Source organism: Streptomyces albireticuli (genome assembly GCF_021228125.1).
Taxonomy (GTDB): Bacteria; Actinomycetota; Actinomycetes; order Streptomycetales; family Streptomycetaceae; genus Streptomyces; species Streptomyces albireticuli.
The window spans coordinates 138899-152996 of the sequence record NZ_JAJQQS010000004.1 but is presented as its reverse complement, the minus strand read 5'-3'; the positions used below and the strand labels follow the sequence as shown (position 1 = coordinate 152996).

At 71.3% G+C, this 14098-nt stretch carries 12 protein-coding genes; all 12 read left to right on the top strand.

All coding sequences use genetic code 11. From position 1 onward, the window contains the following. The first annotated feature begins 39 nt into the window (after positions 1 to 39). On the top strand, positions 40 to 1026 hold the full coding sequence (locus LUZ64_RS09015; protein ID WP_095580819.1) for an aspartate carbamoyltransferase catalytic subunit: 987 nt from the start codon (positions 40 to 42) through the stop codon (positions 1024 to 1026). After that, on the top strand, positions 1026 to 2312 hold the full coding sequence (locus LUZ64_RS09010) for a dihydroorotase (protein WP_095580817.1): 1287 nt from the start codon (positions 1026 to 1028) through the stop codon (positions 2310 to 2312). The genes LUZ64_RS09015 and LUZ64_RS09010 overlap by 1 nt, the downstream gene beginning before the upstream one ends. Then, the gene (locus tag LUZ64_RS09005) at positions 2309 to 2890 is read left to right on the top strand and encodes a PH-like domain-containing protein (protein ID WP_095580815.1); all 582 of its coding nucleotides are present in this window, start codon (positions 2309 to 2311) and stop codon (positions 2888 to 2890) included. Before LUZ64_RS09010 ends, LUZ64_RS09005 begins: the two co-directional genes overlap by 4 nt. Then, the gene (gene carA / locus LUZ64_RS09000; protein ID WP_095580813.1) at positions 2887 to 4029 is read left to right on the top strand and encodes a glutamine-hydrolyzing carbamoyl-phosphate synthase small subunit; all 1143 of its coding nucleotides are present in this window, start codon (positions 2887 to 2889) and stop codon (positions 4027 to 4029) included. The genes LUZ64_RS09005 and carA overlap by 4 nt, the downstream gene beginning before the upstream one ends. Beyond that, positions 4022 to 7333, top strand: a complete 3312-nt coding sequence (gene carB, locus LUZ64_RS08995; protein WP_095580811.1) for a carbamoyl-phosphate synthase large subunit — start codon at positions 4022 to 4024, stop codon at positions 7331 to 7333. Before carA ends, carB begins: the two co-directional genes overlap by 8 nt. Positions 7334 to 7500: 167 nt before the next feature. Beyond that, a complete protein-coding gene (locus LUZ64_RS08990) occupies positions 7501 to 8616 on the top strand; it encodes a quinone-dependent dihydroorotate dehydrogenase (protein ID WP_095580809.1) in 1116 nt (371 codons plus the stop codon). 103 nt (positions 8617 to 8719) lie between these two features. Beyond that, on the top strand, positions 8720 to 9604 hold the full coding sequence (gene pyrF, locus LUZ64_RS08985) for an orotidine-5'-phosphate decarboxylase (protein ID WP_095580807.1): 885 nt from the start codon (positions 8720 to 8722) through the stop codon (positions 9602 to 9604). Positions 9605 to 9980: 376 nt separating this feature from the next. Continuing rightward, a complete protein-coding gene (locus LUZ64_RS08980; protein WP_087928986.1) occupies positions 9981 to 10304 on the top strand; it encodes an integration host factor in 324 nt (107 codons plus the stop codon). Between the two features lie 38 nt (positions 10305 to 10342). Continuing rightward, positions 10343 to 10933, top strand: a complete 591-nt coding sequence (gene gmk, locus LUZ64_RS08975; protein ID WP_095580805.1) for a guanylate kinase — start codon at positions 10343 to 10345, stop codon at positions 10931 to 10933. A 54-nt stretch (positions 10934 to 10987) separates the two neighbouring features. After that, complete coding sequence (rpoZ, locus tag LUZ64_RS08970) at positions 10988 to 11260, top strand: DNA-directed RNA polymerase subunit omega (protein ID WP_004948662.1); 273 nt, start codon at positions 10988 to 10990, stop codon at positions 11258 to 11260. Between the two features lie 140 nt (positions 11261 to 11400). Continuing rightward, the gene (gene coaBC / locus LUZ64_RS08965; protein ID WP_211304984.1) at positions 11401 to 12609 is read left to right on the top strand and encodes a bifunctional phosphopantothenoylcysteine decarboxylase/phosphopantothenate--cysteine ligase CoaBC; all 1209 of its coding nucleotides are present in this window, start codon (positions 11401 to 11403) and stop codon (positions 12607 to 12609) included. A 177-nt stretch (positions 12610 to 12786) separates the two neighbouring features. Next, complete coding sequence (gene metK / locus LUZ64_RS08960; protein WP_087928989.1) at positions 12787 to 13995, top strand: methionine adenosyltransferase; 1209 nt, start codon at positions 12787 to 12789, stop codon at positions 13993 to 13995. Positions 13996 to 14098: the final 103 nt, after the last annotated feature.

Here is a 14098-nt window from a genome sequence, read left to right as displayed (position 1 = left end):
TCACATCCCCCCACACCTCCTCAACCACGGAGCAACCGGATGAAGCGCCACCTCATCTCGGCCGCCGACCTCACGCGCGACGACGCCGTCCTGATCCTCGACACCGCCGAGGAGATGGCCCGGGTCGCCGACCGGCCGATCAAGAAACTCCCGACCCTGCGCGGCCGCACCGTCGTCAACCTCTTCTTCGAGGACTCGACGCGCACCCGCATCTCCTTCGAGGCCGCCGCCAAGCGGCTCTCCGCCGACGTCATCAACTTCTCGGCCAAGGGCTCCTCGGTCTCCAAGGGCGAGTCGCTCAAGGACACCGCCCTGACGCTGGAGGCCATGGGCGCGGACGCCGTCGTCATCCGCCACCACGCCTCCGGCGCCCCCTACCGGCTCGCCAACTCCGGCTGGATCGACGGCGCGGTCGTCAACGCCGGCGACGGCACCCACGAGCACCCCACCCAGGCGCTGCTGGACGCCTTCACCATGCGCCGCCGCCTGGTGGGCCGCGACGCCGGCATCGGCCGCGACCTGTCCGGCCGCCGGATCACGATCGTCGGCGACGTCCTGCACAGCCGGGTGGCCCGCTCCAACGTCCACCTGCTGACCACCCTCGGCGCCGAGGTCACCCTGGTGGCCCCGCCCACCCTGGTGCCCGTCGGCGTCGAGACCTGGCCCTGCGAGGTCAGCTACGACCTGGACACCGTGCTCCCCAAGTCCGACGCCGTGATGATGCTGCGGGTGCAGCGCGAGCGGATGAACGCCGCCTTCTTCCCGACCGAGCGCGAGTACGCCCGCCGGTACGGCCTGGACGGCGACCGCATGGCGAAGATGCCCGAGCACGCGATCGTGATGCACCCCGGCCCGATGAACCGCGGCATGGAGATCACCGCCGAGGTCGCCGACTCCGACCGCTGCACGGCCGTGGAGCAGGTCGCCAACGGCGTCAGCACCCGGATGGCGGTCCTCTACCTGCTGCTCGGCGGCTCCGAGCCGGCCGTCACCACCACCAACGCCCGCACCGAGGAGAACAAGTAATGACCAAGATCCTGATCCGCGGTGCGAAGCTCCTCGGCGGCGAGCCCCAGGATGTCCTGATCGACGGCGAGACCATCGCCGCGGTCGGCACGGGTCTGAGCGCCGAGGGCGCCCAGGTCATCGAGGCCGACGGCAAGATCCTGCTGCCCGGCCTGGTCGACCTCCACACCCACCTGCGCGAGCCCGGCCGCGAGGACTCCGAGACCGTCCTCACCGGCACCCGCGCCGCCGCGAGCGGCGGCTTCACCGCCGTCTTCGCGATGGCCAACACCTTCCCGGTCGCCGACACCGCCGGCGTCGTCGAGCAGGTCTGGCGCCTGGGCAAGGAGTCCGGCTACTGCGACGTGCAGCCCATCGGCGCCGTCACCGTCGGCCTGGAGGGCAAGCAGCTCTCCGAGCTCGGCGCCATGCACGAGTCCGCAGCCGGCGTCACCGTCTTCTCGGACGACGGCAAGTGCGTCGACGACGCCGTGATCATGCGCCGCGCCCTGGAGTATGTGAAGGCCTTCGGCGGCGTCGTCGCCCAGCACGCCCAGGAGCCCCGCCTCACCGAGGGCGCCCAGATGAACGAGGGCGTCGTCTCCGCCGAGCTGGGCCTCGGCGGCTGGCCCGCCGTCGCCGAGGAGTCGATCATCGCCCGCGATGTCCTCCTCGCCGAGCACGTCGGCTCCCGGGTGCACATCTGCCACCTCTCCACGGCCGGCTCGGTCGAGATCGTCCGCTGGGCCAAGTCCCGCGGCATCGACGTCACCGCCGAGGTCACCCCGCACCACCTGCTGCTCACCGACGACCTGGTGCGCTCGTACAACCCCGTCTACAAGGTGAACCCGCCGCTGCGCACCGAGCGCGACGTGCTGGCGCTGCGCGAGGCGCTGGCCGACGGCACCATCGACATCGTCGCCACCGACCACGCCCCGCACCCGCACGAGGACAAGGACTGCGAGTGGGCCGCGGCCGCCATGGGCATGGTCGGCCTGGAGACCGCGCTCTCCGTCGTCCAGCACACGATGGTCGAGACCGGGCTGCTGGACTGGGCCGGCGTCGCCGACCGGATGTCCGCCACGCCCGCCCGCATCGGCAGCCTGTCCGGCCACGGCCGCCCCATCGCTCCCGGGGAGCCCGCCAACCTCACCCTGGTCGATTCGGCTTACCGTGGTGTCGTGGACCCCGCGGGCTTCGCCTCCCGCAGCCGTAACACCCCTTACGAGGGGCGTGAGCTGCCGGGTCGCGTCACCCACACCTTCCTGCGGGGCCGCGCGACGGTCGTGGACGGGAAACTGGCGTGACACCTCTGCACACTCTGACAACGCTCGCAGCTGAGGAGAAGTCCCAGCAGGTGACCGACTGGGCCGCACGCATCGGCTGGGTCGTGGGACTGCTGCTCTTCATCGCACTCGTCTACTGGCTGATGCGCGAGGGCTGGAAGTGGCGCGGCACGCTCCAGGGCGACCTGCCCGAGCTGCCCACCGCCCCCGAGGAGCCCGGCGAGACCACCCTGACGATGGCGGGCCGCTACCACGGCTCCACCACCGCCGGGCAGTGGCTCGACCGCATCGTGGCCCGTGGCCTCGGCACCCGCAGCCGGGCCGAGCTCACCCTGACGGACCAGGGCGTCGGCGTCGTACGGCCCGGCGCGGAGGACTTCTTCATCCCCGCCGCCGCGCTCCGCGGCGCCCGCCTCGACAAGGGCATCGCCGGCAAGGTCCTCGCCGAGGGCGGCCTGCTGGTGATCACCTGGGAGCACGGCGGCCGGGAGATCGACTCCGGCTTCCGCTCCGACCGCGCCGCCGAGCACGCGGCCTGGGCCCGGGCCCTCACCGCACAGCACCACTCGAACCGACACGACATGGAAGGCGCACGATGACGACCTCCACCAGGGGAGCCGCGCACGCTCCCGCCGTACTCGTCCTGGAGGACGGCCGGATGTTCCGCGGCCGCGCCTACGGGGCCGTGGGGGTGACCTTCGGCGAGGCGGTGTTCTCCACCGGCATGACCGGCTACCAGGAGACCCTGACCGACCCCTCGTACCACCGCCAGGTGGTCGTCATGACCGCCCCGCACGTCGGCAACACCGGCGTGAACGACGAGGACCCCGAGTCCCAGCGGATCTGGGTCGCCGGCTACGTCGTCCGCGACCCCGCCCGTATGCCCTCCAACTGGCGCTCGCGCCGCTCCCTCGACGAGGAGCTGGTCAAGCAGGGCGTCGTCGGTATCAGCGGCATCGACACCCGCGCGCTCACCCGCCACCTGCGCGAGCGCGGCGCCATGCGCGTCGGCATCTTCTCCGGCAACAGCCTGCCCGACGAGGGCACGATGCTCGCCGAGGTCCGCCAGGCCCCCGAGATGCAGGGCGCCGACCTCTCCGCCGAGGTCGCCACCAAGGAGACCTACGTGGTCCCCGCGATCGGCGAGAAGAAATTCACCGTCGCCGCGATCGACCTGGGCATCAAGGGCATGACCCCGCACCGGATGGCCGAGCGCGGCATCGAGGTGCACGTGCTGCCGGCCACGGCCACCGCCGAGGACGTCTACGCCGTCAACCCCGACGGCGTGTTCTTCTCCAACGGCCCGGGCGACCCGTCCACCGCCGACCACCCCGTCGCCGTCATGCGCGAGGTCCTCTCCCGCAGGACGCCGCTGTTCGGCATCTGCTTCGGCAACCAGATCCTCGGCCGCGCGCTCGGCTTCGGCACCTACAAGCTGAAGTACGGCCACCGCGGCATCAACCAGCCCGTGCAGGACCGTACGACCGGCAAGGTCGAGGTCACCGCGCACAACCACGGCTTCGCCGTCGACGCCCCGCTCGACGCGGCGACCGACACGCCCTACGGCCGGGTGGAGGTCTCCCACGTGTGTCTCAACGACAACGTGGTGGAGGGCCTCCAGCTGCTCGACCAGCCGGCTTTCAGCGTCCAGTACCACCCCGAAGCGGCGGCGGGCCCGCACGACGCCGCCTACCTGTTCGACCGCTTCGTGACCCTGATGGAGGGCCAGCGTGCCTAAGCGCACCGACATCCAGTCCGTTCTGGTCATCGGCTCCGGCCCGATCGTCATCGGCCAGGCCGCCGAGTTCGACTACTCCGGCACCCAGGCCTGCCGCGTCCTGAAGTCCGAGGGCCTGCGGGTCATCCTGGTCAACTCCAACCCGGCCACGATCATGACCGACCCGGAGATCGCCGACGCCACATACGTCGAGCCGATCACCCCGGAGTTCGTCGAGAAGATCATCGCCAAGGAGCGCCCCGACGCCCTCCTGCCCACCCTCGGCGGCCAGACCGCGCTCAACACCGCGATCTCCATGCACGAGAACGGCGTCCTGGAGAAGTACGGCGTCGAGCTGATCGGCGCCAACGTCGAGGCGATCCACAAGGGCGAGGACCGCGACCTGTTCAAGGGCGTCGTCGAGGCCGTCCACGCCAAGATCGGCCACGGCGAGTCCGCCCGCTCGGTCATCTGCCACACCATGGACGAGGTCCTCGCGGGCGTCGACACGCTCGGCGGCTACCCCGTCGTCGTCCGCCCCTCCTTCACCATGGGCGGCGCCGGCTCCGGCTTCGCCCACGATGAGGAGGAGCTGCGCCGCATCGCCGGCCAGGGCCTCACGCTCTCCCCGACCACCGAGGTGCTCCTGGAGGAGTCCATCCTCGGCTGGAAGGAGTACGAGCTGGAGCTGATGCGCGACCGCAACGACAACGTCGTGGTCGTCTGCTCCATCGAGAACTTCGACCCGATGGGCGTGCACACCGGTGACTCGATCACCGTCGCCCCGGCGATGACCCTCACCGACCGCGAGTACCAGCGGCTGCGCGACATCGGCATCGCGATCATCCGCGAGGTCGGCGTCGACACCGGCGGCTGCAACATCCAGTTCGCGGTGAACCCCGAGGACGGCCGGATCATCGTCATCGAGATGAACCCGCGCGTCTCCCGCTCCTCGGCGCTCGCCTCCAAGGCCACCGGCTTCCCGATCGCCAAGATCGCGGCCCGCCTCGCCGTCGGCTACACGCTGGACGAGATCCCCAACGACATCACCGAGAAGACCCCGGCCTCCTTCGAGCCCACGCTCGACTACGTCGTGGTCAAGGCCCCCCGCTTCGCCTTCGAGAAGTTCCCGGCCGCCGACGCCACCCTCACCACCACCATGAAGTCGGTGGGCGAGGCCATGGCCATCGGCCGCAACTTCACCGAGGCGCTCCAGAAGGCCCTGCGCTCGCTGGAGAAGAAGGGCTCGCAGTTCGACTTCGTCTCCACGCCCGGCGACAAGACGGAGCTGCTGGCGAAGGCCGTCGTCCCCACGGACGGCCGGATCAACACGGTCATGGCGGCCGTCCGCGCCGGCGCCACGCCCGAGGAGGTCTTCGACGCCACGAAGATCGACCCGTGGTTCGTCGACCAGCTCTTCCTGATCAACGAGATCGCCGAGGAGGTCCGCACCGCCGAGAAGCTGGAGCCGGGCATCCTCGCCGAGGCCAAGCGGCACGGCTTCTCCGACGCCCAGATCGCGGGCATCCGCGGCCTGCGCGAGGACGTCGTCCGCGAGGTCCGCCACGCCCTCGGCGTCCGCCCGGTCTACAAGACGGTCGACACCTGCGCCGCCGAGTTCGCCGCGAAGACCCCGTACTTCTACTCCTCCTACGACGAGGAGTCCGAGGTCGCGCCGCGCGAGAAGCCCGCGGTGATCATCCTGGGCTCGGGTCCGAACCGCATCGGCCAGGGCATCGAGTTCGACTACTCCTGCGTCCACGCCTCCTTCGCGCTCAGCGACGCGGGCTACGAGACCGTGATGGTCAACTGCAACCCCGAGACCGTCTCCACCGACTACGACACCTCCGACCGGCTCTACTTCGAGCCGCTCACCCTGGAGGACGTCCTGGAGATCGTCCACGCCGAGACCCTCGCCGGTCCCGTCGCGGGCGTCGTCGTCCAGCTCGGCGGCCAGACCCCGCTCGGCCTCGCCCAGGCGCTCAAGGACAACGGCGTGCCGATCGTCGGCACCTCGCCCGAGGCCATCGACCTCGCCGAGGAGCGCGGCGCCTTCGGCCGCGTGCTCACCGAGGCCGGCCTGCCCGCGCCGAAGTACGGCACGGCCTTCTCCTTCGACGAGGCCAAGGCCATCGCCACCGAGATCGGCTACCCGGTCATGGTCCGCCCGTCCTACGTGCTCGGCGGCCGCGGCATGGAGATCGTCTACGACGAGCCCTCCCTCGGCGGCTACCTGGAGCGGCACGCCGGCCTGATCTCCGAGCACCCGGTCCTCATCGACCGATTCCTCGACGACGCCATCGAGATCGACGTCGACGCGCTCTACGACGGCGAGGAGCTCTACCTCGGCGGCGTCATGGAGCACATCGAGGAAGCCGGCATCCACTCCGGCGACTCCGCCTGCGCGCTGCCCCCGATCACCCTCGGCGGCCACGACATCAAGCGGCTGCGCGCCTCCACCGAGGCCATCGCCAAGGGCGTCGGCGTCCGCGGACTGATCAACATCCAGTTCGCCATGGCCGGGGACATCCTCTACGTGCTGGAGGCCAACCCGCGCGCCTCCCGCACCGTCCCCTTCACCTCCAAGGCGACCGCCGTGCCGCTGGCCAAGGCCGCCGCCCGCATCTCGCTGGGCGCCACCGTCGCCGAGCTGCGCGCCGAGGGCATGCTGCCCCGGGAGGGCGACGGCGGCACCCTGCCGCTGGACGCGCCGATCTCCGTCAAGGAGGCCGTGATGCCGTGGTCGCGCTTCCGCGACGCCTCCGGCCGCGGCGTGGACACCGTCCTCGGCCCGGAGATGCGCTCCACCGGCGAGGTCATGGGCATCGACAACGTCTTCGGCACGGCGTACGCCAAGTCGCAGGCCGGCGCGTACGGCGCGCTGCCCACCAAGGGCCGCGCGTTCGTCTCCGTCGCCAACCGCGACAAGCGCTCGATGATCTTCCCGGCCCGTGAGCTGGTCGCCCACGGCTTCGAGCTGCTGGCCACCTCCGGCACCGCCGAGGTCCTCAAGCGCAACGGCATCAACGCCACCGTCGTGCGCAAGCAGAGCGAGGGCGAGGGCCCCAACGGCGAGAAGACCATCGTCCAGCTCATCCACGACGGCCAGGTCGACCTGATCGTCAACACCCCGTACGGCACCGGCGGCCGCCTCGACGGCTACGAGATCCGCACCGCCGCGGTCGCCCGCGCGGTCCCGTGCCTGACCACGGTCCAGGCGCTCGCCGCCGCCGTCCAGGGCATCGAGGCACTCACCCGCGGCGACGTCGGCGTCCGTTCCCTCCAGGAACACGCCGGAGCGCTCACCGCCGCCCGCGAGGCGTAGGGCACAGGAGGGGGACACCGACCGGTGTCCCCCTCTTCATGAGGCTCCCTCGCCGACTCCTCACCGCGCCCTCACGGGCCCCCTCCACGAGCCCGTACGGGCGCGCTCACGAGCCCTCACGGGCCCCTCGCCCGGGACCCGCCGCCCCCCTCGCAAGAAGGCTTGAAATGTACCGTCTCCTCTTCGATCTGCTCTTCAAGCGCATGGACCCGGAGAAGGCCCACCACCTGGCCTTCGGCTGGATCCGCGCCGCCGCCCGGGTGCCCGTCCTGCGCACCCTCGTCGCCGCCGTCCTGGCCCCCCGCCACAAGGCGCTGCGCACCGAGGCGCTCGGCCTGCGCATGCACGGCCCCTTCGGCCTCGCGGCGGGCTTCGACAAGAACGCCTCCGCCGTCGACGGCATGGCCATGCTGGGCTTCGACCACGTCGAGATCGGCACCGTCACCGCCCAGTCGCAGCCGGGCAACCCCAGGAAGCGCCTGTTCCGGCTCGTCGCCGACCGCGCGCTCATCAACCGCATGGGCTTCAACAACGACGGCTCCGCGGCCGTCGCCGAGCGCCTCGCGGCCCGTAAGGCTGCCTTCCGCACGACGGTCGGCGTCAACATCGGCAAGACCAAGGTGGTCCCCGAGGAGGAGGCCGTCGCCGACTACGTCACCTCCACCGAGCGGCTGGCCGCCCACGCCGACTACCTCGTCGTCAACGTCTCGTCGCCCAACACGCCCGGTCTGCGCGACCTCCAGGCCACCGAGGCGCTGCGCCCCCTGCTGACCGCCGTCCGCGAGGCCGCGGACCGCACGGTCACCTCGCGCCGCGTCCCGCTGCTGGTGAAGATCGCCCCCGACCTGGCCGACGAGGACGTCGACGCCGTCGCCGACCTCGCCGTCGAGCTGGGCCTGGACGGCATCATCGCCACCAACACCACCATCGCCCGCGAGGGCCTGGGTCTGAAGACCCCCGCGCGGACCGTCGAGGCCATCGGCGCCGGCGGCCTGTCCGGCGCGCCCCTCAAGGCCCGCTCGCTGGAGGTCATCGGCCGCCTGTACGCCCGTGTGGGCGACCGGATCACCCTCGTGGGCGTCGGGGGCGTCGAGACCGCGGACGACGTCTGGGAGCGCATCCTGGCGGGCGCCACGCTGGTCCAGGGCTACAGCGCCTTCATCTACGAGGGCCCCTTCTGGTGCCGCCGTATCCACCGCGGCCTCGCCGAGCGGCTGGCCGCGAGCCCGTACGCCACGTTGGCCGACGCGGTGGGTGCGGCGACGCGGCAGAAGACGGCCTGACGCCGTCGCCCAGGGTTGTGGGCAATCGTTCCGCGGGGCGGAACAGGTGGGCACAACCCGACCACGGACCGCACCCGACCCCCCTGACCTCCGGAGGAACTCCGTGACCACCCCCGCCGCCGAAAGCTTCGGCAGCCGCCTCCGCCGCGCCATGGACGAGCGCGGCCCCCTCTGCGTCGGCATCGACCCGCACGCCGCCCTCCTCGCCGACTGGGGCCTGTCCGACGACATCGCCGGCCTGGAGCGCTTCACGCGCACCGTCGTCGAGGCGCTCGCCGACCGGGTGGCCGTCCTCAAGCCGCAGTCCGCGTTCTTCGAGCGCTTCGGCTCGCGCGGCATCGCCGTCCTGGAGCGGGCCGTCGCCGACTCCCGGGAGGCCGGCGCGCTGGTCCTCATGGACGCCAAGCGCGGGGACATCGGCTCCACCATGGCCGCCTACGCCGCCACCTACCTGGACCCGGCCTCGCCGCTGTTCTCGGACGCCGTCACCGTCAGCCCCTACCTGGGCTACGGCTCGCTGCGCCCGGCGCTGGACCTGGCCCGCGAGAGCGGCACCGGCGTGTTCGTCCTCGCGCTGACCTCGAACCCCGAGGGCGCCGAGGTGCAGCACGCGGTGCGCGCCGGGGGAGCGAGCGTCGCGGCGACGATGCTGGACCACCTCCGGGCCGAGAACGCCGGGGAGAACGCCGCCGGGGCCATGGGCTCGTACGGCGCGGTCGTGGGCGCGACGCTGGGCGACACGCTCGGCGCGGCCGGGGCCGACCTGTCGATCGGCGGCCCGCTGCTGGCCCCCGGCATCGGCGCGCAGGGCGCGACCGCGGCCGACCTGCCGAAGGTCTTCGGCGCGGCCGTCCGCGACGTCGTCCCGAACGTCAGCCGCGGCGTGCTGCGGCACGGCCCGGACGCGGCCGCGCTGCGGGCGAGCGCCGCCCGGTTCGCGGACGAGGTCCGGGAAGCGGCGGACGCGGGCGGTCCCGGGGCACGCTGAAACGCCCCGCCGTCCGGCGCGGGCGGCGGGTACGGGCCGCGGAAGTCCCCGGTCGGTCCCGGGCGGGTCTCAGGCCGTCCGCGGGCCGGCCGCGGACGGGTCGCGGAGGGCTCTGCGGTGGGCTCCCGACAGTACCCGGCGGTACCCGGGACAAGATCTCGGACAAGAATTGTCGGTCATTATGTCCGGAAAGGTCCTGGTCGAGCGAGTCTGACCAGGACTTTTCGTCTGTTCTCGCTGACTGGAGCGGGATCGGCCGCTAGTCTCCGACGAGAGCGAACGTGCAAGCGCGTTGCTCGTTGCTCCGCAGGTGTGGGCCGACTAGGTTCCTCACCGGTCCGTTATCCGACAGTTCGATATCCGAGGTGACGTAGGCGTGGCTCTTCCGCCCCTTACCCCTGAACAGCGCGCAGCCGCGCTCGAAAAGGCCGCCGCGGCTCGCCGGGAGCGCGCCGAGGTCAAGAATCGGCTCAAGCACTCCGGCGCCTCGCTGCACGAGGTCATCGAGCAGGGCCAGAAGAATGAAGTCATCGGCAAGATGAAGGTCAGCGCACTCCTGGAGAGCCTTCCGGGTGTGGGCAAGGTCCGCGCCAAGCAGATCATGGAGCGGCTCGGCATCTCCGAGAGCCGCCGGGTGCGCGGGCTCGGCTCGAATCAGATCGCCTCCTTGGAGCGTGAGTTCGGCGGCAAGGCCGCCTGACGTTCCCAGGCACTCCCGGGAACCGGGATAATCACTGCATGAGTACTGCAGTCTCCCGGGGGACGTCCCCCGTACCCCCGGCCAGACAACCGCGGCTGACCGTGCTCTCCGGCCCCTCCGGGGTCGGTAAGAGCACGGTCGTCGCCCATATGCGCAAGGCCCACCCCGAGGTGTGGCTCTCGGTATCGGCCACCACCCGCAAGCCGCGCCCCGGCGAGCGGGAAGGTGTCCAGTACTTCTTCGTGGACGACGGCGAATTCGACAAGCTCGTCGCCAACGGTGAGCTGCTGGAGTGGGCGGAGTTCGCCGGCAACCGCTACGGCACGCCGCGCCAGGCGGTCCTCGACCGCCTGGAGGCCGGTGAGCCCGTGCTGCTGGAGATCGACCTCCAGGGCGCCCGGCAGGTCCGAGAGTCCATGCCGGACGCCCAGCTGGTCTTCCTCGCGCCCCCGAGCTGGGACGAGCTGGTCCGCCGGCTCACCGGCCGGGGCACCGAGTCGCCCGAGGTCATCGAGCGCCGACTGGCCGCCGCGAAGGTCGAGCTGGCGGCCGAGTCGGAGTTCGATGTGACGTTGGTCAACACCTCCGTCGAGGACGTCGCGCGCGAGCTGCTAGCCTTGCTGCGTTGAACTGGGGATATCACCCCGAAGTTCCTGATCTCCACCCCCATCGGAAGGCAGACAGTGTCCTCTTCCATCACCGCGCCCGAGGGCATCATCAACCCTCCGATCGATGAGCTCCTCGAGGCCACCGACTCGAAGTACAGCCTGGTGATCTACGCCGCCAAGCGCGCCCGTCAGATCAACGCCTACTACTCGCAGCTCGGCGAGGGCCTGCTGGAGTACGTCGGTCCGCTGGTGGACACCCACGTCCACGAGAAGCCGCTCTCCATCGCGCTCCGTGAGATCAACGCCGGTCTGCTGACCTCCGAGGCCATCGAGGCCCCGGCCCAGTAGCAGCCGTTCGGTTCCTCACCGCCACAGGCCCGGCAGGGCCCCTCCCGCGTCTCGTCGGGGGGAGCGCCTGCCGGGCCTGTGGTGTGTCATGGGACCGTACGGTCGTACGTACGCACGAGATGGCGGGGAGAAGCCAAACGATGGACAAGCCCAAGGTCGTCCTGGGGGTCAGCGGCGGGATCGCCGCCTACAAGGCGTGCGAGCTGCTGCGCCGCCTCACCGAGTCGGGGCACTCCGTACGGGTGGTCCCGACCGCCGCGTCGCTGCACTTCGTCGGCGAGGCGACCTGGTCGGCGCTGTCCGGGCAGCCGGCCGCCACCCAGGTGTGGGACTCCGTCCACGAGGTGCCGCACGTGCGGATCGGGCAGGAGGCCGATCTCGTCGTCGTCGCGCCCGCCACCGCCGACATGCTGGCCAAGGCCGCGCACGGGCTCGCCGACGACCTGCTGACCAACACCCTCCTCACCGCCCGCTGCCCGGTCGTCTTCGCGCCCGCCATGCACACCGAGATGTGGGAGAACCAGGCCACCCAGGAGAACGTGGCGACCCTGCGGCGCCGCGGCGCGATCGTGATCGAGCCCGCCGTCGGCCGGCTGACGGGCGTCGACACCGGCAAGGGGCGGCTGCCGGACCCCGAGGCGATCTTCGAGGTCTGCCGCCGGGTACTGGCCCGCGGTGCCGAGGGGCAGGCCATGGACCTCGCGGGCCGCCATGTGGTCGTCAGCGCGGGCGGCACCCGGGAGCCCCTGGACCCGGTGCGCTTCCTGGGCAACCGCTCCTCGGGCAAGCAGGGCTACGCCCTGGCCCGTACGGCCGTGGCGCGCGGGGCCAGGGTGACGCTCGTCGCCGCCAACAGCGAGCTGCCCGACCCCGCCGGGGCCGATGTGGTGCGGGTGGGGACGGCGACGCAGATGCGGGAGGCGGTGCTCAAGGCCGCCGCCGACGCCGACGCCGTGGTGATGGCGGCCGCCGTCGCCGACTTCCGTCCGGCCTCCTACGCCTCCGGCAAGATCAAGAAGCGGGACGGGCAGGACCCGGAACCGGTCGTTCTGGTGCGCAATCCGGACATCCTCGCGGAACTCTCCGCGGAACGTCCCCGTCCGGGCCAGATCGTGGTGGGCTTCGCCGCGGAGACGGACGACGTCCTCGCCAACGGCCGGGCCAAGCTCGCGCGCAAGGGCTGCGACCTCCTCGTGGTGAACGAGGTCGGGGAGCGGAAGACCTTCGGCGCCGAGCGGAGCGAGGCCGTCGTGCTGGCGCCGGACGGCTCCGAGACCCCGGTGCCCTTCGGTCCCAAGGAGGGCCTCGCCGACATCGTCTGGGATCTTGTGGCGGACCGTCTCTCCTGAGGCTCCAGGGGCTCCGGAGACGGAGGGTGTCGCAGGTCACTCCACCGGTGAAGGCCAACCGGATGCCCCAACCACGAGAACGCCGGATAAACTGGCTCAGGATCCGCGTCGAGCGCAGCTCTCGAACCGGGTCCTGCAAATGATCAGCCAGCAGCCGCTGCAACCCCAGGGAGCGATGTGTCCCGCCGCCTGTTCACCTCGGAATCTGTGACCGAGGGTCACCCCGACAAGATCGCTGACCAGATCAGCGACACCATTCTCGACGCCCTTCTCCGGGAGGACCCGACCTCCCGTGTCGCCGTCGAGACCCTGATCACCACCGGCCTGGTGCACGTGGCCGGAGAGGTGACGACGAAGGCGTACGCGCCGATCGCCACCCTCGTGCGCAACAAGATCCTCGAGATCGGCTACGACTCCTCCAAGAAGGGCTTCGACGGCGCCTCCTGCGGCGTCTCGGTGTCCATCGGCGGCCAGTCCGCCGACATCGCGCAGGGCGTCGACACCGCGTACGAGAGCCGTGTCGAGGGTGACGAGGACGAGCTCGACAAGCAGGGCGCCGGCGACCAGGGCCTGATGTTCGGCTACGCCTGCGACGAGACCCCCGAGCTGATGCCGCTGCCGATCCACCTGGCGCACCGGCTCTCCCGCCGCCTGTCGGAGGTCCGCAAGAACGGGACCATCCCCTACCTGCGCCCCGACGGCAAGACCCAGGTCACCATCGAGTACGACGGCAACAAGGCCGTGCGCCTGGACACCGTCGTCGTCTCCTCCCAGCACGCGTCCGACATCGACCTGGACTCGCTGCTGGCACCCGACATCCGCGAGTTCGTCGTCGAGCACGTCCTCAAGGAGCTCGTCGAGGACGGCATCAAGCTCGACACCGACGGCTACCGCCTCCTGGTGAACCCGACCGGCCGCTTCGAGATCGGCGGCCCGATGGGCGACGCCGGCCTCACCGGCCGCAAGATCATCATCGACACCTACGGCGGCATGGCCCGCCACGGCGGCGGTGCCTTCTCCGGCAAGGACCCGTCCAAGGTCGACCGCTCGGCCGCGTACGCCATGCGCTGGGTCGCGAAGAACGTCGTCGCCGCGGGCCTGGCCGCTCGCTGCGAGGTCCAGGTCGCCTACGCCATCGGCAAGGCCGAGCCCGTCGGTCTCTTCGTCGAGACCTTCGGCACCAACACGGTCGAGACCGAGAAGATCGAGAACGCCATCGCCGAGGTCTTCGACCTCCGCCCGGCCGCGATCATCCGCGACCTGGACCTGCTCCGCCCGATCTACGCCCAGACCGCGGCGTACGGCCACTTCGGCCGCGAGCTCCCCGACTTCACCTGGGAGCGCACGGACCGGGTCGACGCCCTGAAGAAGGCCGCGGGCCTCTAAGCCCCGGCTCGACCACGCTGTGCCAGGTACGGCCCCGGACCGCGGAATCGGTTCGGGGCCGTACGCGTACCCGCCGGGCCCCTCCGCCCGGTGCGCCCGCCCC